Here is a 22,460-nt window from a genome sequence, read left to right as displayed (position 1 = left end):
GAAATTCGCCCCTTGCAGTGCACCACGGTTCAGCTTAAGCCCGACATTTAAACCGGCACCGACTTCCATATGCATCAAATCAAGCTACCTTTGCCCGCGACAAATAAAACCTGTGGAGGTTTAATCGGATTTAGGTACCTTCTGACAATTTTTCTGTTCTGCCTTCCGCCTCTATGGCTTCGCTTTTCTCTTTTTTAAAGAACAAGAAACCAGCTTCCGCGCTTGTTTCGCCTCCCGCCCACCCCGAATCGACTGCTACTGTGCGCATTGGCCTGGGCCAGTTGCTGGTAGAAGGCGGGGAGCCCGAGCGCAATCTGGAGCGGGCCGCGCAGATGATTGCCGATGCCGCCCGGCAGGGCTGCGACCTGGTGCTGCTGCCCGAAACCCTGGACTTCGCCTGGACCCATCCCAGCGCCCTAACTGAGGCCTTGCCCATTCCCGGCGCCTTCAGCGACCTGCTCTGCCAGGAAGCTCTGCGTCACAATATCATGGTCTGCGCTGGCCTGACCGAGCGGTTGAACGGGCGCAATTACAACGCGGCCATTCTGATCAGTGCCCAGGGTGAAATCCTGACCAAGTACCACAAGATCAACCTACTTACCGTTGAGCAGCCGTTTTACGCGGTAGGCCAGACGCTGAGCGTCGTGGATACGCCCCTGGGTAAAATTGGCGTCAACGTGTGCGCCGACAACTACCTCGAAGGCTTGTCCATTGGGCACACCCTGGCCCGCATGGGCGCCGAGTTTATCCTGGCCCCCGCTTCCTGGACGGTAGACTACTCCATTACGGAGGAAAACGACCCCTACCAGCAGAAGTGGCTGCGGCCCTTCTCGATTCTGGCTCAGCTCTACAACGTGGCCGTGCTCAGCACCACATCGGTAGGCTACATTGTGGGTGGCCCCTACGAGGGCAAAAAAAGTATCGGCTGCTCCCTGGCCGTCGACGCCTCGGGCGTGCGGGCCCAGGGCGTTTTCAATGAATTTGCCGGTCAGCTGGTCGTCACCGACATGCCGCGGCCGGTGCGGCCCGAGCAGGGCACGGCCATCGGCGAGATGCTGCGCCGCAAAGGCTACCGTTTCGACGAGTTGCCGACCTAACCACCAATCCTTTTGCGCTTGTCCTCAACCACATCCGCTCCCGCCTCTCCTATTGCTCTCCCGCTTACTCTGCCTATGAAGCAAGACTACCGACGCTGCACTCGCTGCATCATGGATACCACCGTTCCCGGTATTCAGTTTGATGCCGGAGGAGAGTGCAATTTTTGCCTGCTGCACGACAAAATGGACCAGGCTTTCCCTTGGGAGAAGCCGGCCGAAAAAAAGTCCAGGAGCTGGCCGCTGATATCAAACGCGTGGGTCGGGGCCGCAAATACGACTGCGTGCTCGGCGTAAGCGGGGGCCGCGACAGTTCCTTTACCCTCTGGTATTGCGTCACGCAGCTGGGTCTGCGCCCCTTGGCGGTGCACTTCAATGATGGCTTCGGCAACCCTGTAGCGGGCGAGAACATGCTCAAGGCCTGCCGCAAGCTGGGCGTGGAAATGCGCACCATCACCTCCGACTGGCGTGAATCGAAAGACCTGAAAATTGCCTTCCTCAAGGCTTCTACCCCGATATGGAGGAAGGCACCGACCTGGGGATTGCCACCGCCCTCTACGGCGTAGCAGCCAAGGAAGGCATTCAACGCATCATCATTGGGCAGTCGTTTCGCACCGAAGGCATTGCCCCACTCTCGTGGAACTACCTGGATGGCAAATACCTAAAAGCCGTGCACCAGCGCTTCGGCTCGGTACCGCTACGGCCTTGGTCGCCCAACGACCCGGGCTTTAATCTGGGTCTGAAGGAAATGTTCTACTACACCTTCGTGCGCCGCATCAAGACCGTGACCCTGCTCTACCACGTGGACTACGTGCGCAGTGAGGTCGACGAGCTGCTGGCCCGGGAGCTGGAGTGGCAAAACCCCGGGGCTCACTATTTCGACGACCTGTATCAGAGCGTCATCTACTACCTGAACCGGACCAAGTTTAACATCGACCGGCGCCTGTTCAACTACTCGGCCCTGATCCGCTCGGGCAGATGAGCCGGGAAACGGCCCTGGAACGCACCAGCAAAATCAACTCCATCGAAGACCCGCGCGTCATCGACCTGTGCATCAAGCGCCTGGGCCTCACTCGTCCGGAGTTCGACCAGATTGTGGCCACTCCGCCCCGCACTTTCCACGACTACCCCAACAACTACCGCCTCATCCGCAGGCTGCGCTGGCCCATTCAGACCCTAAGCCGGCTAAACCTGCTGCCGGAGTCGGCTTACGACAAGTACTTTAACTGCGGCACGTAAGGCCAATGCCAGGGAATGAGCTAAACTCAATCTTGTGTCATTGCGAGGCGCAGCCGTGGCAATCCGTCCTCTGAACTGTGCAGCGCTACCTTAAGTAAAAAGCCCTTTATCGGTAATTCGATAAAGGGCTTTTTAGTAAAAGGACGGGTGTCACGAGCAGAGGACGGATTGCCACGGCTGCGCCTCGCAATGATAGGTAAGTATTAGCACCTTAGCACTTTCCTTACCTCAGCGCATCAGGTTATGCGCCGGCGTGCAGCCACTCTTTCTTGCTGATGAGCTTTTCCTGGCTTTCGCGGTAGTCGGGGTCGTCTACGCAGCAGTCGACGGGGCAGACGGCGGCGCACTGGGGCTCCTCGTGAAAGCCCACGCACTCGGTGCACTTGTCGGACACGATGTAGTAATACTCATCGGACACGGGCGTTTGGGGCGCCGTTCCGGAAACCGTAGCGCCCCCGTCGACCTGTACTTCCTTCAGCGTAGTGCCGTCGGCCCAACGCCACTGGGCGCCGCCTTCGTAGATGGCGGTGTTGGGGCATTCTGGTTCGCAGGCACCACAGTTGATGCACTCGTCGGTTATCATGATGGCCATAGCCGGGTTCCTCTGGGTTGAGTTGATGCTAATAGATTACCGCCTTATACGCAGAAAATGCGTTGGCAGTAATTTGTAAAGGCACGCAAAAGTAGAAACTAACCCGTACTCTTGCGAGTTTTTTAGTCATTCCACCCCGTTACGCAGCTTTGCTCCGGCTAAGCTAGGCGTTTACCCGCATTTTTTTGCCCCTCCTCCATGAATCATTCCGACCGTGTCGCCGCTTTTGTGGCCCTGGGCCAACGCCTGCAACACCTTTCCAGCGACGAACTCGCCGACCTGACGCGCCGGGCCCGCAACAGCAATACCTGGTTTGACGAGCCCAACGTGACGGCCGCCGTGCAGGGTGTGGCCGAGCTACTGACCGAAGACACGCTTCGCACCTGGGCTGCCCGTTACCCAGCCGAACCCGAGCAGGCCCGCCGCGTGGGCGTGGTCATGGCTGGCAACATCCCGCTGGTCGGCTTCCACGATTTGCTGTGCGTGCTCATCAGCGGCCACCACCTGCTGGCTAAGCCCAGCGCCGACGACAAGGTTCTCATGGCCTGGGTTGCCCAGGAGCTGACCACTATTGAGCCGCGCTTTACCGAGCGGATTGCTTTTGTGGACCGCCTCAACGACGCCGACGCCTTTATTGCCACCGGCTCCAACAATACGGCCCGCTACTTCGAGTATTATTTCAGCAAAAAGCCCAACCTGATCCGGCGCAACCGCACCAGCTTGGCTATTCTGACGGGAGAGGAAAGCGCCGAAACGCTGGCCGCCCTGGGCCGCGACATTTTTCAGTACTACGGCCTGGGCTGCCGCAACGTGTCGAAGCTCTACGTGCCCGAGAACTACTCGTTCACTCCCCTGCTCGACGCGCTGCAGCCCTGGGAGCGGGTGCTGACCCATAACCGCTACCAGAACAACTACGACTATAATAAAAGCATTCTGCTGGTCAACAACGTGCCACACTTCGACAACGGTTTTCTGCTGCTCAACGAAGCGGCTCCGCTGGTGTCGCCCATTTCGGTGCTGCACTACGGCCGCTACGCCAGCGAGGTAGACCTAGTCGACCAGCTGACCGACGCGGCCGAGCAGATTCAGTGCATCGTCTCGGACGGGGGCGCTATGCCGGCAGCTTTGCCTTCGGGCAGGCCCAGTCACCGAAGGTTACGGACTATGCCGACGGGGTGGACACCATGGCTTTTTTGGCAGAAATAGGCTGATACTTTCGCCAAATAGCACGAAAGAAACAACTTCACAAGATTAGTGAATTTTTAATAGCATTTTTCAAACAGATTCACCAAGTTACTAGGGCACTTCTCACCTATACGCCCTATATGCACACGCTTGAACAATCTCCAGAAATTGTAGCCAAGGAAATCATTGGCACTTTCCGGTTTCCTATTGACGATGTACTGCCACTGCCCGCTCAGCGGCAGTGGCGGCGCTACGAAGCCGAGCGGGCTACTACCCTCGGCAATGGCTACCACAGCAAGGTTGACATCTATTTTAAAACCGCCGATGGCAGCACCAAGCGGGTTTATACCACCGTTTGGGCCTGCGACGCGGAGCATCTGACGCTGAAGTCGGGTGGGGCACTGCCGCTCCGGGCTGTGGTTGGATTCGACTTTTATTAAGTTCGCGGCTCTTTTAATCCTGGCGAATTTTCACTGCTGCAACAGTTTTCGCCAATAGCACAAAACAAAGCCCCGGTCTTTACAGGCCGGGGCTTTGTTTTGTTGCCGACTACGTTCGTTGAACCGTCTTTATTTGAACTATTCTACTAGCCCACCACTAAACCCGGTCGAGGGTTTTCTGGATCAGGTCGTTGACGGTTGCCTCGGCATTGGTAGCAAACTCACCAGTGGCGCGGTTGGCGACAATGGCGTTGAGCGACACTACCTCGTGACCCAGCATGCGGCCCAGGCCGTAGTAGCCGGCCGTTTCCATCTCGAAGTTGGTCAAACGGAATTCGCCCTCGGCACTCTGGTGCCGGAAGCTCTGGAAGCGGCTGATCAGGTCAGGCAGGCGCAGGTCGAGGCGCAGCACCCGACCCTGGGGACCGTAGAAGCCGGGGCAGGTAAGCGTGTTGCCCACCACCATGCCCGCGCCCAGCTGCTCGCGCAGCAAATCGGAGCCGCGCACGCAGTATGGGCGGTAAGCTAGGTCCAGGCTTTGCTGAATGCCGGTGGCTACTTCCACTTCCAGGCCGGTTTCGACCAACGGGTAGAACTGCATCAGCGAGTCGAGTCCCACGGCGTGCTCGGTCACTAGGTGGGAGCCAATCGGAATGTCAGCCTGCAGGGCGCCGCTGGTGCCTACGCGCACGATGCGCAGGGAAATCCGCTCTTCCAGGGGCGGGGCTCCCGGGTCACGAAGTCGATATTGACCAGCGCGTCCAGCTCGTTGATGAGGATGTCGATGTTGTCGGTGCCCATGCCGGTGGAAATAACCGTAAGGCGCTTGCCCTTGTAATAGCCCACGTGGGTTACAAATTCCCGCTTGTGAATCTGGGTTTCGATGGAATCGAAGTGCTGGCTGACCAGCGGCACGCGCTCCGGGTCGCCGACGGTGATAATCGTTTCGGAAATATGGTCGGGCAACAGGTTCAGGTGGTACACGCTGCCGTCGCGGTTGATAATCAACTCCGATTCGGGAATGGGCATGGGTAGGAGGTTTGGGGTGAGAAAAAGGGTAAACGGGCAAATCCGCCCGACACAGGTCAGACGGTACGATGGTCCTAGGAACCAAAACGCTTTAAACGAAAGAAGCCGGAAACTAGCTACTCAGCTTCCGGCCTTTTCACTGGGACCACCTTAAAGGTGGAAAATATCAGGCTCCCGGCGGGCGGTAGGAAAGCAGGCCTTGCTCGGGATTGTAGTGGTTGCTGAGTTTCGGGTACGTGCCCGTCCCATCGTAAGGGCGCTTATCGGGGTGCTCCTGGCAGGTAGTGGAGCAGGCGCCATCGAGCTGGGCCCCGCAGGTTTCGCACAAGGCCACGTGGGCGTTACAGTGCGGATTGGCGCAGTTGATCATCCGGTCGGAGGCCGTGCCGCAGTGGTGGCACTGGGCAATGACGGTCGGGTTGACGCGGTTCACGTCTACGGTGACGCGGTTGTCGAACACGTAGCACTTGCCGTCGAAGTCCTCCCCGCCGGTTTCGATGCCGTACTTGATGATGCCGCCGTGGAGTTGGTACACATTTTCGAAGCCCTGCTCCAGCAAATACGCACTGGCTTTTTCGCACTTCACGCCGCCGGTGCAGTAAGTCAGAATCTTCTTATCCTTGAACTCCTTGAGCTTTTCGACCCGCTCAGGAAAGTCGCGGAAGTTCTCCATGTCCAGGGTTACGGCATTCTTGAAGCGGCCCACGTTGTACTCGTAGTCGGAGCGCACATCCACCACCACCACATCGTCGCGGTCCTTGAGGTCCTTGAACTCCTGGGGCGAGAGGTGCAGGCCGGTTTTCTCGTAGGGCCGCACGTGGTGCAGACTGCTGTGCACGATTTCGGGCTTCACGCGCACGTGCAGCTTCTGAAACGTGTGTTCCGGAGCTTCGTCTACCTTGAATTCCAGGGCCGCAAACCGCGGGTCGGCCTTTACCAGGCGCATATATTCCTCACAGTCGGCCGTGCGGCCCGATACGGTACCGTTCAGCCCTCGTGGGCCACGATAATACGGCCCAGCAGATTCAGGCGCAAACACAGGCGGTGATGCTCGTCGCGAAACGCCACCGGATCCTCGATGGGCGTGTAGCAGTAGTAGAGTAAAACGCGGTAATCCATATTGTAGAACTGAGAACTACGAATTTAGAGCTGAGGTGTAGCAACGAAGACTGCCCTACCGGCAACTCCGTGCTCTACATGCTCAGCTCCAGGTTCTAACATCACACTTTCGCAGCGGGGTTGCCGAAGACGGTCTGGTTGGCGGGCACGTCGGCCACCACCACCGAGCCGGCCCCAACGCGGGCCTTGGCGCCAATCTTGACCCCGGCCACAATGATGGCGCCCGAGCCAATGAAGGCCTGCTCTTCGACTTTCACCCCGGGGTTGATAATTGCCCCGGCGCCTACCTGCACGTAGTCGGCCAGCTCGGCCCCTACTTCAACCACGGCGTTGGCGCCCACCAGGCAGCCGTTGCCGAGCTTGGCGTTGCTGGCCACCACGGCGCCGGCACCAATCAGGTTGCCGTGACCGAGCCAGGCGTGCTCGGCCACACTGGCGCGGGCGTGAATAGCGTTGACGGGCACTACTTCGTACTCGTCGCGCAGCATGTTGGTCAGGCTGCGGCGGCTGGCGGTGTCTTCTGTAGCCACAAACACTTCGCACTTTTTGCCCAGCAGCTTAAGCAGCTCCTTGTCGTCGGTGTTGCCCATCACGGGCACGTTGTTCAGCTCGGCGTTCTGCAGCTTGGCATCGTCGTCGAGCAGGCAGTAGACCACTACATCATTGCTGGTAAAGGCATCGAGGGCCGTGGTGCCGAGGCTTTGCGCCCCCAGAATAATGACAGGATTTTCCATGCAAACAATTGAAAGCCGAAGGTCGGCGGTGCTTTTAAACCAAACCGCAAAGATACAACGCGGGTGGGGCTACAACAAACCGGAAGGCAAAGCGGTGCAGTCGGGCTGAAATTAGAGGCCAATGCGGCGCAGCCACCGGGCCGCGTAGTCGTTCTGCAAAGCCAGCAGCAGCAAATACGGCAGCATCACGGCCCGGTAGCGGTTGAGCGTACCTAAGTTGGGCGTGCTCAACCCAAGCAGGGCGGCCAGCACCAGGCAATAAAACGCCAAGGCCAGCACCAGGGCAAAGGGCAGCTGCCCCCACTCCCCGCGCGCCGCTGCTGCCACAGCCACCAGGAGCACGGTCAGCAGCAACAGGTTTTCCAGGCCGGCCGCCACGTAAAGCGGGGTAGAATCTTCCCAGGGCATGGGCCGCACCACAGCACTGACCACCGCTTTGGGCACGTTGCGCAACAAGCTGGGCAGTGTCGGGGCCAGGTCGGCGTACTCGATGTGCGGCCGGTGCAGGGAGCCTTCCCGCAGGTCGGAGTAGTTGCGGATTAGCTGGCTGGTAAACTTGTTGAGGCGAAATACCGGACTAACTTCACTACCCAGCCACCCGCCCAGGCTGAGCGTGGCGGCGAATAGCACCACCTGCACCCAGCGGCTTCGGGCTCCCCCAAGTGCTGCGCTACCCGAATAACAACTAATCCGGCCAGGGCCGCAAACAGCAGCACAGCGAAGAAATAGCGCATTTTAAAGTGCAGATAGGCCAGCAATACCGCTCCTGCCACGGGCCCAAAGCGCGGCGGCTGAGTCCCAAAGAGCCGGCTGAGCGCCAGCGCCAACAGCCAGGTGCCGCTGCCTACTAACAGGCATTCCTTGGTTAAGCCCGCCGTCCAGTACACCACCGTGGGCCAAAGCAAAAATGATACTACCGGCGCGCCAAGCGGTGCGCGGGGAAATATCTGCGCCAGGGTTTTCGTTAGCTCCCAGCCGCCTATAAACCCGAACAGAGAAAGGTAAAGTCCGTTGGCCCACAAGCTGCCCAGGGTAGCCAGATTCAGCCCCGAAAGGAGCTTAATTATGAAGAACGTGTTGGAATAGCCGTGAAAAATCAGGCGCTGCCCACGGTGGTCAAAGGCGTCACCAAGCAAGGTCCGGAGCCAGGCGCCGGGCGAATCCCAAAGCTGGGCGGTAAGGCTCAGGGACCAGCGCTGAAAGTAGTCGGCATCGTCGCTGAGCAACCAGCAGGCAATTAGGCAGGCCACCACCTTGAGTCCCAGCAGCGGCAGCAGCAGGTGCCCCAGAGCCGGGTGCCGGTACTGCCGCCCCAGCCAGCTGCCCACCAGCCAGAGCAACCCGCAATTCAGCGCAACAGCTACCAGAACCCTCACCCGAGTACCAGATTTTGCTGCAGAATCTGGCTACCAATGGAGCAGCGCAGGCAGCGGCGGGGCACGCAGTAGGCCCGGTTCAAGGACAACAATCCCTGGGAGTCGGCGGCAGAGCGGTGCTCGAAGCCGAGCAGCTCGTAGGGTTCGGTCAGGTAGTTGTGCTCAGCAGGCAGGTGTTCGAGTAAAGCCACGGCGGTTTCAATAAGCTCTGGTTGTCCCACGTAGCGGGCGTGGGCCACCCGCAGGGGCACCACCACGTTGGCAATCAACAAATGTAGGCTACTGCGGCCAAGCGCGGGCACTTTGCCGGGTTTGGCGGGCCGGTAATGCTGCCGCCAGTAGACCGGTACCGGGGCCAGAAAGAACTGCTCCAGGGTGCGAATATCGGCGGCGGTGAGCAGGGCGTTGAACAAGACCGGCCGGGCGTGTAGCACGGCTACTAGCTGGGCCAGACGCACGGTAGGAAAGTTGGCGGGCCGCAGCCTGAGAAAATTCCACTCGTGGACCGCCAGGGCCGCCGGCGCCAACTGGTACTTGTGGCGCAGAAACTCGTACTCCTGGGCCAGCTTCCGCAGGTACTCATCTTCGGCCAGCAGCGCGGCATCGGCCAGAAAGCCCGCTTGGCCAAACAACAGGGCCTCCAGCTGCCGCTCTTCGTGGCGGTGACGCCGCACTACGGCCAGCGGCAGGGCTTTGGCTAAACGAGCCAAGGGCTCACTGTTTTTCTTGAAGCCAAAGCCGGCCGCCACAACGTGGTAGGCCGTGGCTTCCCAGTCCTGACCCAGCTGCTCATGCAAGGCGGCCACGTCGTCGGCTTTCTGCTCGACCCGTTCCAGCAGGGCCCGTTCCACCATCATAGTGCGCGTAATGATGGGCACGCGGGGCAGCAAGGCCGCACAGGGCAAGGTGGCCGTAGCGCCGGTATCCACCAGATTCAGGTAGGTATGCACCAGGCTCAGAGCAATGCGCGGCGCCAGGGCCAGAGCCGGAATCAAAGAGCCGTTGGTGCGCACAATGTCCTGGTCGGCAGTATACACCACGTGCAGAATTACCTGGTCATATTTAGGGTCGGTCTGGTGCTGGTGCCGCAGCCAGTCGGAGGCTCGCAGATGAATTTCGACTGCCCCGTTCCACTCCACTTCCCCAATCTGCAGGCGGGCGTTGAGGAAGTCAGGACCGGCGTCGGCGTTGCGGTAGCCGGGCCGGAGCACGGTAATTTCTTCGCCTTGCTGGGTTCGTAGGTCGGCTTTATCAAAATACTGGTGCTGCCAGACATAGTGGAGGAAATCTTCTTTCATAAGGAATACTTAGTAACAACATAGATAACCGGAAGCTAATTTAGCCTTTAAGTTGACACTAGCTATGCCCCTAGAAGATCCAGCAAATACCAATAGTCTACGCTGTGCTTTGAGTGTAATCTTCCGAGCCAATTTCGGTCGTCATACCACCAACCGCTACGTGCGCAACGCCCGGGCTTACTTCCAAGCAGCCGCCACGGCCGGCAACAGCATAGCTATGTATTGGCTCGGAATGCTGTATTATGACGGCTGGGGAGTTGAACAAAACCTGACCCTTGCTCTACAATGGCTACAGGCGGCTGCGGAGGTTGGACATCGTAAGGCCGCATATAATCTTGCCGTAGCTCACGACAACGGCATAGGCTTGCTCAAAAACCGAGTACAGGCTTTTCACTATTATTCCCAAGCTGCTACTGCCGGCGACACCGACGCTATGTGGGCTCTGGGGCAGATGTATTATTGTGGGGAAGGTGTCGGGCAAGATTTGGCAAAAGCACTACGCTGGTATCGGACCGGGGCGCGGAATGGGCATGCTACATCCATGTACCACGTAGGGAAGTGTTACCTCAGAGGGGCCGGAACCAAGCAAAGTATACCCCGCGCCAAGTATTGGTACCGCCGGGCCTTACACAGTGGCTTCAGCATGGGCGGCGCCTTCGGCCTGGGTATGTGCTATTGGCAGCAGGAACCAGCAGCGGACTGGAGCAAAGCGAAGTACTGGTTTGAAAAAGCGGCGGAACAAGGCTCTGCGGGGGCTATGTACAACCTGGGATACTTGGCAGAATGTGGCTGTGGTCAAGTTGAAAATCAAGCAGACGCGCTATTCTGGTACCGAAAAGCTGCTGAACTCGGCTTTGAGCAAGCGCTGCTCAAATTAGCGAAGCTTTCGGGTGAAGAGTTCTAGCGCCGACGGCTGCTCATCAAACTCATCATGGCCAATCCTAGCGTGAATGGTAGCTGGCCTAAACACAAACCGGCCCGCCCCTGCAGCGTGCAGAAGCGGGCCGGACATTTCGGCAGCCTTAAAGCTTAGCGCAGGTCGATAACCTTTACGCCTTTGTACTTGGTTTTGTCGAAGTTGAAGGTCGTGGCATCAATCGGCGGGTTGGGCTGGAACTTGCGGATGGTGTAGGTGTAGCGGTTGCCATTCTTTTTGAACATCTTCCAGCTTTTCACCGACTTATCCACCTTACTTACCGTCAGCCGCACCTTGAACACGGGGTTGTCCTTGTTTTCGGGCGAGAGCTCAATCACGTCGCAGGCTTCCCCAGCTTCCTTAGTTTCCTGGACGTAGGTGTATTTGTAGCCCTTCTTGTAGAGGGTAAAAATCTGGGTCGGCGACACTTCCTGCTCGTCCGGGTCGAAGTCGGAGATGTTCACCTCGTTTTCGGCCTTCATGTAGGTCCACATGGTCTGGCCGTTGTTGATGATTTCCTGACCGTTGAGCTTGATACGGAATTTCTGGCCGCTGACGGTAATGTCGCCGGTCAGGTTTTCTTTCACTTTGGCCGCGTCGTTTTCCAGAGTCTGCGTGAAGTTAGCTTTGAAAGCCTTCATCGCCTGGTACTTGGCACTCATCTGATCCAGGATTTTGCCGGCTTTGGGGTCCTGCTGAGCCGAGGCCGCGTGGGCCATCGTAACCGAAAGGGCGAGCAGGGCGAGTACTTTTTTCATTTAGAAAGGAGTGGTGTCTTGAGTAGTTAGAAGCGGATGGCGGAAATAGGTTTAATCCTGAATGACAACATGCTAACCAAGATGTTAGTCTTTTGTCTCCCGCTTTGCCAGCTAACTTTTCGGGAGGTTATTCAACAACTGTTCCAAACTGTATTCGTCCGGAATTAATACCTCCCGGGCCTTACTGCCTTCGAAGGGCCCGACGATGCCGGCGTGTTCGAGCTGGTCGATAAGGCGGCCGGCGCGGTTGTAGCCCAGCTTGAGGCGGCGCTGCAGCAGCGAGGTACTGCCCTGCTGGTGCGTGACAATAACGCGGGCGGCTTCCTCAAACATACTGTCGCGGGAGGCGGCATCGAAGTCTTCGGCGTCGCCGCTGCCCCGCCGCTTTCCCCGGCCACTTCGGGCAGCAGGTAAGCATCGGGGTAGCCTTGCTGCTCCCCAATAAAGTCGCAGAGGCGGTCCACCTCGGGGGTATCAATAAAGGCACACTGCACGCGAATAATATCAGAGCCCTGGGAAATCAGCATGTCGCCCTGCCCCACGAGCTGGTCGGCGCCGCCGGCGTCGAGGATGGTACGCGAATCAATCTTGGAGGTTACTTTGAAAGAAATCCGGCAGGGGAAGTTGGCCTTGATGATACCGGTAATAACGTTGACCGAGGGTCGCTGGGTGGCCACAATCAGGTGAATGCCGATGGCGCGGGCCAGCTGGGCCAGGCGGGCAATGGGCGTTTCGACTTCCTTGCCGGCCGTCATCATCAGGTCGGCCAGCTCGTCAATCACCAGCACGATAAAGGGCATGAAGCGGTGGCCCTTTTTGGGGTTGAGGCGGCGCTCAATGAACTTGCGGTTGTACTCCTTCAGGTTGCGGCAGCCGGCATCCTTGAGCAGGTCGTAGCGCTTGTCCATCTCCATGCACAGGGAGTTGAGCGTGTTCACCACCTTCTTGGTGTCGGTGATGATGGCTTCCTCGGTATCGGGCAGCTTGGCCAGGAAGTGGCGCTCAATCTTGTTAAAGATGCTCAGTTCCACCTTTTTTGGGTCGACGAGCACAAACTTGAGCTGGGCGGGGTGGCGCTTATAGAGCAGGGAGGCCAGAATCACGTTCAGGCCCACCGACTTACCCTGACCCGTGGCACCGGCCATGAGCAGGTGGGGCATCTTGGCCAGGTCGACAACGAACACCTCGTTGGTAATGGTGCGGCCGAAGGAAATCGGCAGGTCCATTTCGGTGTTGATGAACTTGTCGGTGGCGAATACCGAGCGGATGCTCACCATTTCCTTCTTGGTGTTCGGCACCTCAATACCGATGGTGCCCTTGCCCGGAATGGGCGCAATGATACGAATACCGAGGGCCGCGAGGCTTAGGGCAATGTCATCCTCCAGGCTTTTGATCTTGGAAATACGCACCCCGGCGTCGGGCACGATTTCGTAGAGCGTAACGGTGGGCCCGATGGTAGCCTTGATGCTGGCGATGTTGATGCCGTAGTGCCCCAGGGTTTCCACAATGCGGTCCTTGTTGGCCTCCAGCTCTTCCTTGCTCACCTGAGCCTTGGCCTGCCCATAGTCGTTGAGCAGTTCCAGGGTCGGGTACTGGTAGCGCGACAGGTCCAGCGTCGGGTCGTAGTTGACGGCCGGCATGGTGTCCATGTCCTCGTCGTCTTCCGCAATAGAGGCCATATCGGCCCCGGCGGCGGGGTCCAGCTCCACGGGCGTGGTGTCAATCTGCAGCGTGGGGCCGGCAGTTTCGCGCACCGGCGTGGGGGCCGGGAGTGGCAGGGTGGCGGGCAAGGGAGCATCGTCGGACCCGGCCAAATCGGCCATGGACAAGGGCGTGGGAATGCGCGACGGGGCCACGCTCAGCGGCTCCGGGTCGGTGGGCGTCTCAATGGAGAAGCTCGGGCCTTTGGGCAGGCTGCTGACGGCCGCCCCAGCGGCAGCTACCGTAGCCGAGGCCGTAGCGAGGCTGGCCGCGGCGGCCGGAGCTACCGTTAGCGGAACGGCCGCTGCAGCAGCTACCGTGGGCGCAATGCTGAAGGCCGGCTCCGGGGTACTGACCGGAGCGGGGGCGTTGACTGGGCCCATATGAAACGGAGGCTCGTCCATTTCATCCAGCTCCATTTCCAGCTCCTCCTCCTCCTCAACCACTTGCTGGGCCGCCGCAGCGACGGGTGTAGCCACGGGGCCTACCCGGCGCAGGGTCATTTCGGGTGCGGGCTCTTCCTCCTCTTCGTCGTCGAAAGCAGCAGCGCGGGCGGCCGAGAAGGTGTTGGCGCGGGGGAATGCTCCGGCAGTTCCGGCCAGGGCAGGCTCTTCCGCTTCGTCGTCGGCCTCCGCGCGGCGCAGGTTCAGGCTGGTCACGTTGAAGAAGTATACCACGAAGGAAATCAGCAGGAAGGCCAGTAGCAGCACCGTGCCCCAGCCAATGAGGCTGTCGAGCCAGAGGGCCGCTTCGTAGCCGATACCACCGCTCAAGAAATCGAGGCTGTGGGCCATGCTCGGATCAGCATCGGGCGCTTCCAGGGACCGTACCACGTAGCCCAGCAGAATGCTCAGCCAGGACATGGCAAACAGGCACAGGGCCAGCACATAGCTCAGGGACACCTCGGCGCGCCGGAAGACGATTTTGTAGCCCAGGAAGAACACAATGGGAATTACGGCAAAGGCCGCAATGCCAAAGCCCTTGTAAATGAGCAACTGGGCAAGCATGGCGCCTATCAGGCCGAGCCAGTTGCCGGACTCCTGCCCCGCCTCCTTTACCGGCGTACTGCTCAGGCCCTCCACCACGCTCTGGTCGGCGTGCCCGGTAAACAGGAAAGAGACGAAAGCAATGGTCAGGTAAATGGAGCTGAGCAGGAAAAAGAAGCCCAGAAACAACTGGAAGCGCCGGTCGCGCAGGAAAGCAAACACATTGCCAACCTTGAAGGCCGGCAACTTCAGGGACCGGCCAGCAGCTTTGGGAGCCGCCTTGGGTGCACTGGGCCGGGGCTCACGAGCAGCCTCACGAGGGGGCTCGGCGGAAGGCCGGGCCTGGTTTCGCGCCGGGCGGGGTTCATTGCCCCGGGTCGGGGCAGCAGCAGGAGAGTTCTGCTTGTACGTATTTTTTGCCATCTATCACGCACTAAAAGGCCAAATCTAGGGAATTCCGGCGGTTTTATGCCCGCCAGGCTTGGGCCAGCCCACTACAAACTAGGGCTGCACTTCGTAAAGATACAGGTGCCAGTACGCGTTCCTAGCCGAAAATTCGCCGCGGGGAGTCAGGCCGCTGCGGGCCGGGTGAGCTAAGCGGGCGGCAGCCAGCACGTAACGGCCGCCCAGGCGCTGGAATGCCCCGGCATCAAAGGCAAAATCCTGCACCACGCCCCGCTGGAACGCCCCGACCCGAAAATTCTTGCCCAACTCGGCCGAAAACAGGTAGCACCGGTTGCCCCAGTGGTCGAAGTAAGATTGCAGAGCGGCACTCTTGGCCAGCTCCCCGGCAATGATGGGCCGGAAGGCGTGCTTGTAGGCCAGCGGGTAGTTGTTCTGGTAACTGTCCAGGGTGTAAAACCCATTGAGCTGGGCAATGGCTGGTGGCAGGCCCAGGCAGGCCAGACGGTAACTGCGCGGGGCCAGACCGGTGGCTTGCCGGATGGTATCCTGCACGCGGGCAAACAGCGGAGCGGCCACGAACTGCTGGTAGTTGGGCTCGGTAGCCTTCGGCCGCCCAGCCAGCTCCCGCAGGTTGTGCAGCCACTCCGTATTCATAACCAAACCCACGAATATCTGCATGACAACCAAGCCCATAACTACTCTTTTATCAGGCAACACTTGCAGGCACAACGCCAGCAGCACAAACCCGAGCAAGGCCGTCAGAAAGTGGAAGCGGGTCAGGTTGAAGCTACCCAGGGCGGGTACAACGCGCTGCAGTGGCTCCATCAGCAGCGGGTAGAATCCGCAGAACAACGCCACGGCCAGTAGCGCGACCAGCAGGGCCAGCAGTTGCCGGCGGCGGGCCGGCTCCAGGCGGTGGCGGCTCAGCAGCGTCAAGGCCAGAGCCAACAATATGACGCCGCGGAAAAACTGGCTGGCGTGGTACTGCCCCAGTAAAAAGTACTGCCCTGCCGACTTCAGCGCCCCACCCCAACTCTGGGGCCCTAATTGGCTCAAGTTAAACTCCAGCCGGTGGGGCACAAACTGTTTGGCGACCAGCAAGGAATACAGCAGCGGATATTCAACTACCATATACAGCCCCAGCAGCAGCCCGAGCCCACCCACCACGGGCCACGACCAGCGCCGGCCCTGGCGCAAGTCCCAGAGCAGCAGCAGCCCGAGGCCTACGGCGACAAACGGCCCCACGAAGATGAACATGGACCAGAAAGGGAAAGCTGCAATCAGCAGCCAGTCGCGCAGGCGGCCTTGCCCCCGCCGCAGGTTCAGAAACGCGTACAAGAGCCAGGGCTGGCCCAGCACGGAAAGGCCGTAAATGGAATAAAACGGCAGCACGGCCCAGGCCAGGGCCAGGCCCGCCGCCGCGGCCTGCTTAGTAGGGCCCCGCAGCAGGTGACGGCGCAGCAGCGCGTACATGCCCAGCAGCCCCAACAAACGCACCAGGGCCTGCTGCACCAGGTAGGCCGGTAAAGGCTCCAGCACGCCAAACAGCAGCATCGTCACGCTCAGACCGGGCCGCAGGGCGTTGCGCGGCAGCCCATTCATGACCGGCTCCAGTACCGTGGTGGGCCCGTAGTCGAGGGCCATGTGGTGGCGGGTGAGCAGGTAGGGAATGGTCAGCTCCACGTCGAGGTTGTCGTCGAGGGTGACGTAGCTGCGCTCCTGCAAGAGGGCAAAAGGCAGCAGAAACAGCGCAAGGGCCAGCAAAGCCCAGCCCAGCGGGCTTACAAAACGACGAGGTGTGGGCATACGGGAGAAATGGGCAGCCGCAAAAATAGTGGTTCGCCCTCCCCTGCCGTGCCGAACATTTTCCGGCCGCTTGCGTGCTAGGGGGTAGAATCTATTAGCAGCTAATCCTAGAATATTCCGATAACGCCCCCAATAATGGCCTCCCCCTGTTTTTCCCTGGTATTTCCTAATCAGGCCGTGTACTGCGCGGCCCAGTACGAACCCGAAAATGACTGGTTCCGCATTGTCTGGAGCGGCTTTGTCATCAACGATGATGGGGTGGCCGGGGCTACGGCGTATCTGCAGGCCCTGCAGCAGGCGCCCAGTTCGCTGCTCCTGAATGACAACAGCGGCGTGACGGGCCCCTGGTTTGATTCCCTGGACTGGCTGCAGCACATCTGGGCACCCCAGGTGGTGGCCCTGGGTTTGCGCTACGTGGCCCACGTGCTGCCGGCCAACGATTTTCCCTCCGTCCTGCCCGCGCCCGAGGCCTTCAGCGGGCAGTTTGAGCTCCAGATCTTCAGCACCGTGGCCGAGGCCGAGCACTGGCTTCACACCTGCCGCGACGCGCTGCCGCAGGGGCAGGTGGCTTAGCTGCGGGGGTGAAACTCGGTGATAATCTGGCGCAGGTAGTCCCGGTCGAGGTGGGTGTAGATTTCGGTGGTGGTGATACTCTCGTGACCCAGCATTTCCTGCACGGCCCGCAGGTCGGCCCCGCCCTCGATGAGGTGGGTGGCGAAGCTGTGCCGGAACGTGTGCGGGCTCACTACCTTCTGCACCCCGGCCTTGTCTACCAGGTCCTTGATAATGTTGAAAATCATGACCCGGGAAAGCTTGGTGCCGCGCCGGTTCAGAAACACAAAATCCTCGTGGCCGGGCTGAATATCGAGGTGGCATCGCACCCCGCTGATGTAAAAGCCGATGTACTTGAGCGCGTCGCGGCCGATGGGCACCAGCCGCTCCTTGTTGCCCTTGCCGGTCACGCGCACGAAGCCCTGGTCGGCGTAGAGGTTGGAGAGGCGCAGCTCCGTCAGCTCCGAAACGCGCAGACCCGAGGAGTACAAGGTTTCCAGAATGGCCCGGTTGCGGGTGCCCTCGTTGGTGCTCATATCCACGGCTTCCAGCACCCGGGTTATTTCCTCGTAGCTGAGCGTGTCGGGCAGCTTACGGCCTACTTTGGGCGCTTCCAGCGTGTCGGTGGGGTCCAGGGTGAGCAAGTCCTCCATTATCATAAAGCTGTAGAACGCCTTGATGCCGGAAAGCGTGCGGGCCTGGGAGGTGGCACTCATGCCCAGCTCGCCGAGCCAGGCCAGAAAGTCGCGTAGAATGCGGGTCGTGACCTGGGCTGGGGAGGCCGGCAGCTTCGATATTTCCAGATACTGGCGCAGCTTGCCGATGTCGCGCACGTAGGCCTCCACGGAGTTGGCGGAAAGCGACTTTTCCAGTTGCAGGTAGCCTTCGAACTGCTTGATGCTGACAGACCAGTTGGCCATAAGAAAGGAGTGTTGAATGAAAGAAGGTGAGCGAAGATACGGCACCCCGCTCCGTCGGCTGTCATCCTGAGCGCAGCGAAGGACCTGCCTCACCTACCATATTACGCCTGATACCAACGTACGGAAGCTCTTTACCACTTATGCAGCAAGGGGCTTTGGCACGTTGAATGATGCTTGTCACTTAAGCAGGAAGGTCCTTCGCTCTGCTCAGGATGACAGAAACGTATCTTTGAGCACCACGCTACCAGAATTCAACTCATGCAAATCTTAATCATCAACGGCCCCAACCTCAACCTGCTGGGCCGCCGCGAGCCGGGCATCTACGGCACCCGCTCCTTCGACGAATACCTGCCCGAGCTGCGCGAGGCGTTTCCCGACTTCACGCTGGAGTACTTTCAGAGCAACCACGAGGGCGAGCTGATCGACAAGATTCACGAGGTAGGCTTCACCTACCATGGCATCGTGCTCAACGCCGGCGCCTACACCCACACCAGCCTGGCCCTGGCCGATGCCCTGGCCGCTATCGACTCGCCCGTGGTGGAAGTGCACCTCTCTAACGTGGCCGCCCGCGAGGAAATCCGCCACAAGAGCCTGATCGGCAAAAACTGCGTCGGCAGCATCAGCGGCTTCAAGCTCGACAGCTACCGCCTAGCCCTGCACTACTTCGAGGGCCTGCGTCCCAAGCGCGTGGGCTTTCGGGTGTGAGTTGTCCTTGCGAGCAACGCGAAGCCATCCGTCCTCGGCGCAGTACGACCTGGCCTTTTACCAGATAGCCTTTTCCTGTATACAACGTCAAAGGGCTTTTCATTTTAGAACGGGCAGCACATTTCAGAGGACGGATTGCTTCGTCATTCTTCCTCGCAATGACCCGAGGGCTCTTACCTTTGCGGCTCTTCCTTTAGCCTTTTCCACCTATGTATACATTCAACCCCGGCCCCTCGCAGGTGTATCCTGAGCTGCGTGGCTACTTGCAGGATGCTTTCGACGAGGGCTGGCTTTCGGCCCCCACCGCGGGGAGCGGTTTACGGGCCTGATGCGGCAGACCGTGGCCGACCTGAAAACCAAGCTCAACATCCCGCAGGACTACACCGTGTTTTTCCTGAGCTCGGCCACCGAGTGCTGGGAAGTGCTGGCCCAGAGCCTGACGCCCACCAAGAGCTTCCACCTCTACAGCGGGGCTTTCGGCGAAAAGTGGTTTGAGTACGCCAAGGCCTTGCGCCCGGCCAGCATCGGCCAGCAGTTCGGCATCGACGAGCTGCCGGAGGTTTACACCCTGCCCCTGCCCGACGACTCCGTGGACCTGGTCTGCATCACCCAGAACGAAACCTCCAACGCCACCCAGCTGCGCGACGGATTCATTCTGAACCTCTACAACCGCCTGGGCAACGCCCTGCTGGCCGTGGATGCCACCTCGTCCTTGGGCGGTATTCAGATGAAGTACATCAAGGCCGACATCTGGTACGGCTCGGTGCAGAAGTGCTTCGGCCTGCCCGCCGGCCTGGGTATCATGGTGTTGTCGCCGCGGGCGGTGGCGCGCTTCCGCCAGATCAACGAGCGGAGCCACTACAACAGCCTGGTGGCTCAGTACGAGAAGATGCTCAACTACCAGACCACGCACACGCCCAACGTGCTGGGCATTTACCTGCTCAGCCGGGTGCTCACCGACCGGGAGCCCATCAAGGCCGTGCACCAGCACCTGCTCGACCGCGCCACCAAGCTCTACGACTACTTCGACCAGGCCACTCAGCTCACCCCGCTGGTGACCAACCCCGAAACTCGCTCCACCACCGTCATCGGCCTGCAGGGCCCGCCCGCCCTGATTGATGAGGTGAAGCGCCGCGCCAAAGAACAGGGCCTGCTGCTGGGCAACGGCTACGGCAACTGGAAGTCGAACTCGTTGCGCATCGCCAACTTCCCGGCCATTCCCGACGCGGCTTATGAGCAGCTGGTGCAGTTTTTCGCCCGCGAATTCGCTTAAGTGGTGAAGTTGCGAAAGGTGAAGTTGTGAATCGTTTGACCGGCTCAACCGGCGCGAATTGCTCAGACAACTCACCATTTCACAACTTCACCAGTTCACCATTTAAACCTATGTTCTCTCTCAAGGAAATCTTTTCGGTTACGCTCACGCTCTTTGCGGTGATTGATATTCTGGGCTCCATCCCGATTATCATTCAGATCCGGCAGCGCGAGGGCAAGATTCACTCCGAGAAGGCCACGCTGGTGGCGGGTATTCTGATGGTGGTGTTCCTGTTTCTGGGCCAGAGCATCTTGTCCTTGTTCGGGGTCGACTACCAGTCGTTTGCCCTGGCCGGCGCCATCATCATCTTCCTCATCGGCATGGAAATGATTCTGGGCATTGAGCTATTCCGAAACGACCCCACCACCCGCACCGGCTCCATCGTGCCCCTGGCGTTTCCCATCATCGTGGGGGCCGGCACCATGACCACCCTGCTTTCCCTGCGGGCGGCCTACTCCCTGCCCAACGTGCTGGTAGGCATTGCCCTGAACCTGGTGTTTGTCTTCATAGTGCTCAAAAGCTCGGCCTGGATTGAGCGCAAGCTCGGCAAAGCCGGCGAAGACATCCTGCGCCGCGTGTTCGGCGTGATTCTGCTGGCCATTGCCATCAAGCTGTTTAAATCGAACTTCTAATTCAATGTGCGAATGTGGGAGAATGTGCTGATGTGCTAATGCAGAACGACCATTAGCACATCAGCACATTCTCCCACATTCGCACATTACCCAACATGATTCAACTGTTTACTGACGGCTCGTCGCGGGGCAACCCGGGGCCCGGCGGCTACGGCGCTATTCTGCGCTACGGGGCCCACGAAAAGGAAATTACCCAGGGCTTCCGGCTCACCACCAACAACCGAATGGAGCTGCTGGCCGTCATTGTGGGCCTGGAGGCCGTTACCCGTCCCGAAATTCCGATTACCGTCACCACCGACTCGAAATACGTGGTGGATGCCGTGGAGAAGAAGTGGGTATTCGGCTGGGCCGCCAAGCCCGACTTCGGCAAGAAGGCCAACGAGGATTTGTGGCGGCGCTTCATCAAGATATATAAGCAGCGCAAGGTGCAGTTTCGCTGGGTGCGCGGCCACAACGGCCACCCCGAAAACGAGCGGTGCGACGCGCTGGCCGTGCGCAGTGCCGTGCACGGCCCCCTGCTTATCGATGCCGGCTACGAAGCTGCCGCGGCCCAGCTTTCATGAAGCCGGCCGCTTACTTCCCCGCCCTGACGGGTTTCCGGGCAGTAGCGGCGTTGTGCGTCTTTCTGTTTCATTTTCCGCCGGTGCCCGCCACCGGGGAGCTGGTGCCCAATGGGCTGCACGCCTTTTTCCGGGAAGGTCATATCGGGGTGTCCTTGTTCTTTTCCCTCAGCGGCTTTCTAATTGGCCGGCGCTACTCCCAGCAGAATTTTTCCGGCCCGGCCCTGCGCACCTACCTCTACCGGCGCTGGGCCCGGATTTACCCGGTGTTTTTCCTGGTCACCACCGCCACGTTTGGCTTCAGCAAGCTCTACCAGCAGGACGATGCACTGCGGCTCTATCTGGTCAACATCACGCTGCTAAAGGGCTTTTTGCCCAGCTATGCCTTTTCCGGCGTGGCCCAGACCTGGTCACTGACGGTGGAGGAATGCTTCTATCTGTTGGCGCCGGGCTTGTTCTGGCTGAGTCGGCGCGCTTCCCGGCGCTGGTGGGCCGGCGCAGCGCTGGGGCTGGCGCTACTGGGTTTCCTGGTCTACGGCGTGTTTTTCCCTGCCGCGGAGCCCGGCTTTCCCCGCTTTCACTTCATGCTAATCACCACCATTTTTGGACGCAGCACGGAGTTTTTGCTGGGCGCCACCGCTGCTCTGGTACCGGCGGGCCGACTGCGGGGCCGGGCTACCTGGCTCGGCAGTCTGGCCTTGCTGGGAGTAAGCGCCCTGCTCGTCACGGTTCAGCTTCAAACCGGTAAGGTTGGCATTGATACGCCCGGGGGCGTGGCCCTCAACAACCTGGTGCTGCCGGCTGCTACTGCCCTGCTGCTCTACGGGCTGGCTTGCGAAACGACATGGTTGCAGCACCTGCTCAGCACGGCGGCTTTCCAGCACCTAGGCCGAGCTTCCTACTGCTTCTACCTGCTGCACATGGGCTTTCTGCACGATTTTCTGCTGGGTTGGCTGCCCACCGGCTGGCCCACGGCCCTGCACTACGGGCTAGTCTTGCTCCTGACAATAGCGGCTTCTCTGGCCCTGTATCAGCTGGTGGAGCAGCCCCTGCACCGCTGGCTGCTAGGCCGACGCCGACGGCTGTTAGTAGCCGGATAGT

23 protein-coding genes and 3 pseudogenes are annotated in these 22,460 nt (G+C 59.7%); 13 read left to right on the top strand and 13 right to left on the bottom strand.

What is annotated here, in order from left to right; translation table 11 throughout:
* Window positions 1–173 precede the first annotated feature (173 nt).
* The 4 genes from MUN79_RS18290 (at window position 174) to MUN79_RS18275 (ending at window position 2,333) form a co-directional block, all read left to right on the top strand.
* On the top strand, window positions 174–1,097 hold the full coding sequence (locus MUN79_RS18290) for a carbon-nitrogen hydrolase family protein (protein WP_244674063.1): 924 nt from the start codon (window positions 174–176) through the stop codon (window positions 1,095–1,097).
* A 200-nt stretch (window positions 1,098–1,297) separates the two neighbouring features.
* Window positions 1,298–1,660: an adenine nucleotide alpha hydrolase family protein gene (locus MUN79_RS18285; protein WP_244674062.1), complete on the top strand. Its 363-nt coding sequence runs from the start codon at window positions 1,298–1,300 to the stop codon at window positions 1,658–1,660.
* Window positions 1,612–2,076 carry an adenine nucleotide alpha hydrolase family protein gene (locus MUN79_RS18280; RefSeq protein WP_244674061.1) on the top strand — a complete coding sequence of 155 codons (465 nt, stop codon included), beginning with the start codon at window positions 1,612–1,614 and terminating at the stop codon, window positions 2,074–2,076. Before MUN79_RS18285 ends, MUN79_RS18280 begins: the two co-directional genes overlap by 49 nt.
* Complete coding sequence (locus MUN79_RS18275; protein WP_244674060.1) at window positions 2,073–2,333, top strand: hypothetical protein; 261 nt, start codon at window positions 2,073–2,075, stop codon at window positions 2,331–2,333. The genes MUN79_RS18280 and MUN79_RS18275 overlap by 4 nt, the downstream gene beginning before the upstream one ends.
* A gap of 241 nt (window positions 2,334–2,574) precedes the next feature.
* Here the strand turns inward: MUN79_RS18275 and MUN79_RS18270 are convergent, their stop codons facing one another.
* Window positions 2,575–2,925, bottom strand: coding sequence for a 4Fe-4S binding protein (locus MUN79_RS18270; protein ID WP_244674059.1), 351 nt, complete (start codon window positions 2,923–2,925; stop codon window positions 2,575–2,577).
* Window positions 2,926–3,123: 198 nt separating this feature from the next.
* Between MUN79_RS18270 and MUN79_RS18265 the strand changes: the two genes are divergently transcribed.
* Together MUN79_RS18265 and MUN79_RS18260 are read left to right on the top strand one after the other, a co-directional pair.
* Window positions 3,124–4,131, top strand: a complete 1,008-nt coding sequence (locus MUN79_RS18265) for an acyl-CoA reductase (RefSeq protein ID WP_311136518.1) — start codon at window positions 3,124–3,126, stop codon at window positions 4,129–4,131.
* 119 nt (window positions 4,132–4,250) lie between these two features.
* Window positions 4,251–4,550, top strand: a complete 300-nt coding sequence (locus tag MUN79_RS18260) for a hypothetical protein (protein WP_244674058.1) — start codon at window positions 4,251–4,253, stop codon at window positions 4,548–4,550.
* A gap of 157 nt (window positions 4,551–4,707) precedes the next feature.
* Here MUN79_RS18260 and MUN79_RS31210 read toward each other — a convergent pair whose 3' ends face one another.
* The 7 genes and pseudogenes from MUN79_RS31210 to MUN79_RS18230 all read right to left on the bottom strand — a co-directional run bounded on the left by MUN79_RS31210 (window position 4,708) and on the right by MUN79_RS18230 (window position 10,106).
* Entirely contained in the window at window positions 4,708–5,241 is a 534-nt protein-coding gene (locus tag MUN79_RS31210) for a phosphorylase family protein (RefSeq protein ID WP_311136517.1), read from the bottom strand.
* Entirely contained in the window at window positions 5,232–5,579 is a 348-nt protein-coding gene (locus MUN79_RS31205; protein WP_311136516.1) for a phosphorylase family protein, read from the bottom strand. The genes MUN79_RS31210 and MUN79_RS31205 overlap by 10 nt, the downstream gene beginning before the upstream one ends.
* A 166-nt stretch (window positions 5,580–5,745) precedes the next feature.
* Window positions 5,746–6,698 (bottom strand): annotated as a pseudogene (trhO, locus tag MUN79_RS18250) (oxygen-dependent tRNA uridine(34) hydroxylase TrhO).
* 101 nt (window positions 6,699–6,799) lie between these two features.
* A complete protein-coding gene (locus tag MUN79_RS18245; RefSeq protein WP_244674057.1) occupies window positions 6,800–7,432 on the bottom strand; it encodes a NeuD/PglB/VioB family sugar acetyltransferase in 633 nt (210 codons plus the stop codon).
* A gap of 111 nt (window positions 7,433–7,543) precedes the next feature.
* Window positions 7,544–8,065: a hypothetical protein gene (locus MUN79_RS18240; protein WP_244674056.1), complete on the bottom strand. Its 522-nt coding sequence runs from the start codon at window positions 8,063–8,065 to the stop codon at window positions 7,544–7,546.
* Complete coding sequence (locus MUN79_RS18235; RefSeq protein ID WP_244674055.1) at window positions 7,972–8,760, bottom strand: hypothetical protein; 789 nt, start codon at window positions 8,758–8,760, stop codon at window positions 7,972–7,974. The genes MUN79_RS18240 and MUN79_RS18235 overlap by 94 nt, the downstream gene beginning before the upstream one ends.
* A gap of 44 nt (window positions 8,761–8,804) precedes the next feature.
* Window positions 8,805–10,106 (bottom strand): DUF2851 family protein, encoded by a 1,302-nt coding sequence (locus MUN79_RS18230; RefSeq protein ID WP_244674054.1) that lies wholly within the window; start codon window positions 10,104–10,106, stop codon window positions 8,805–8,807.
* A 64-nt stretch (window positions 10,107–10,170) separates the two neighbouring features.
* On the opposite strand from MUN79_RS18230, the gene MUN79_RS18225 reads away from it, so the two are divergent.
* Window positions 10,171–11,010 (top strand): tetratricopeptide repeat protein, encoded by an 840-nt coding sequence (locus MUN79_RS18225; protein ID WP_244674053.1) that lies wholly within the window; start codon window positions 10,171–10,173, stop codon window positions 11,008–11,010.
* A gap of 125 nt (window positions 11,011–11,135) precedes the next feature.
* Here the strand turns inward: MUN79_RS18225 and lolA1 are convergent, their stop codons facing one another.
* The 4 genes and pseudogenes from lolA1 to MUN79_RS18205 all read right to left on the bottom strand — a co-directional run bounded on the left by lolA1 (window position 11,136) and on the right by MUN79_RS18205 (window position 16,678).
* A complete protein-coding gene (gene lolA1 / locus MUN79_RS18220; protein ID WP_244674052.1) occupies window positions 11,136–11,780 on the bottom strand; it encodes an outer membrane lipoprotein periplasmic chaperone LolA1 in 645 nt (214 codons plus the stop codon).
* A gap of 111 nt (window positions 11,781–11,891) precedes the next feature.
* Window positions 11,892–13,411, bottom strand: a pseudogene (locus MUN79_RS18215) (DNA translocase FtsK); the annotation flags it as partial.
* 726 nt (window positions 13,412–14,137) lie between these two features.
* Window positions 14,138–14,890 (bottom strand): annotated as a pseudogene (locus tag MUN79_RS18210) (DNA translocase FtsK 4TM domain-containing protein); the annotation flags it as partial.
* A gap of 78 nt (window positions 14,891–14,968) precedes the next feature.
* The gene (locus MUN79_RS18205) at window positions 14,969–16,678 is read right to left on the bottom strand and encodes a DUF6044 family protein (RefSeq protein WP_244674051.1); all 1,710 of its coding nucleotides are present in this window, start codon (window positions 16,676–16,678) and stop codon (window positions 14,969–14,971) included.
* Between the two features lie 135 nt (window positions 16,679–16,813).
* On the opposite strand from MUN79_RS18205, the gene MUN79_RS18200 reads away from it, so the two are divergent.
* Complete coding sequence (locus MUN79_RS18200; protein WP_244674050.1) at window positions 16,814–17,251, top strand: hypothetical protein; 438 nt, start codon at window positions 16,814–16,816, stop codon at window positions 17,249–17,251.
* Here the strand turns inward: MUN79_RS18200 and xerD are convergent.
* Window positions 17,248–18,150, bottom strand: a complete 903-nt coding sequence (gene xerD / locus MUN79_RS18195) for a site-specific tyrosine recombinase XerD (RefSeq protein ID WP_244674049.1) — start codon at window positions 18,148–18,150, stop codon at window positions 17,248–17,250. The genes MUN79_RS18200 and xerD overlap by 4 nt on opposite strands.
* 258 nt (window positions 18,151–18,408) lie before the next feature.
* Between xerD and aroQ the strand changes: the two genes are divergently transcribed.
* From aroQ to MUN79_RS18170, 5 genes are all read left to right on the top strand, one after another.
* A complete protein-coding gene (aroQ, locus tag MUN79_RS18190) occupies window positions 18,409–18,855 on the top strand; it encodes a type II 3-dehydroquinate dehydratase (RefSeq protein ID WP_244674048.1) in 447 nt (148 codons plus the stop codon).
* Between the two features lie 328 nt (window positions 18,856–19,183).
* The gene (locus tag MUN79_RS18185) at window positions 19,184–20,128 is read left to right on the top strand and encodes an aminotransferase class V-fold PLP-dependent enzyme (RefSeq protein ID WP_244674047.1); all 945 of its coding nucleotides are present in this window, start codon (window positions 19,184–19,186) and stop codon (window positions 20,126–20,128) included.
* A gap of 110 nt (window positions 20,129–20,238) precedes the next feature.
* A complete protein-coding gene (locus MUN79_RS18180) occupies window positions 20,239–20,799 on the top strand; it encodes a MarC family protein (RefSeq protein WP_244674046.1) in 561 nt (186 codons plus the stop codon).
* Window positions 20,800–20,894: 95 nt separating this feature from the next.
* Complete coding sequence (rnhA, locus tag MUN79_RS18175; protein WP_244674045.1) at window positions 20,895–21,362, top strand: ribonuclease HI; 468 nt, start codon at window positions 20,895–20,897, stop codon at window positions 21,360–21,362.
* Window positions 21,359–22,459 (top strand): acyltransferase family protein, encoded by a 1,101-nt coding sequence (locus MUN79_RS18170; RefSeq protein ID WP_244674044.1) that lies wholly within the window; start codon window positions 21,359–21,361, stop codon window positions 22,457–22,459. Before rnhA ends, MUN79_RS18170 begins: the two co-directional genes overlap by 4 nt.
* Window position 22,460 lies beyond the last annotated feature (1 nt).

The sequence above is a fragment of the Hymenobacter cellulosilyticus genome (assembly GCF_022919215.1).
GTDB lineage: Bacteria > Bacteroidota > Bacteroidia > Cytophagales > Hymenobacteraceae > Hymenobacter > Hymenobacter cellulosilyticus.
Note: the sequence above shows the minus strand (reverse complement) of the source record. Positions and strands in the feature narration are given on the sequence as shown.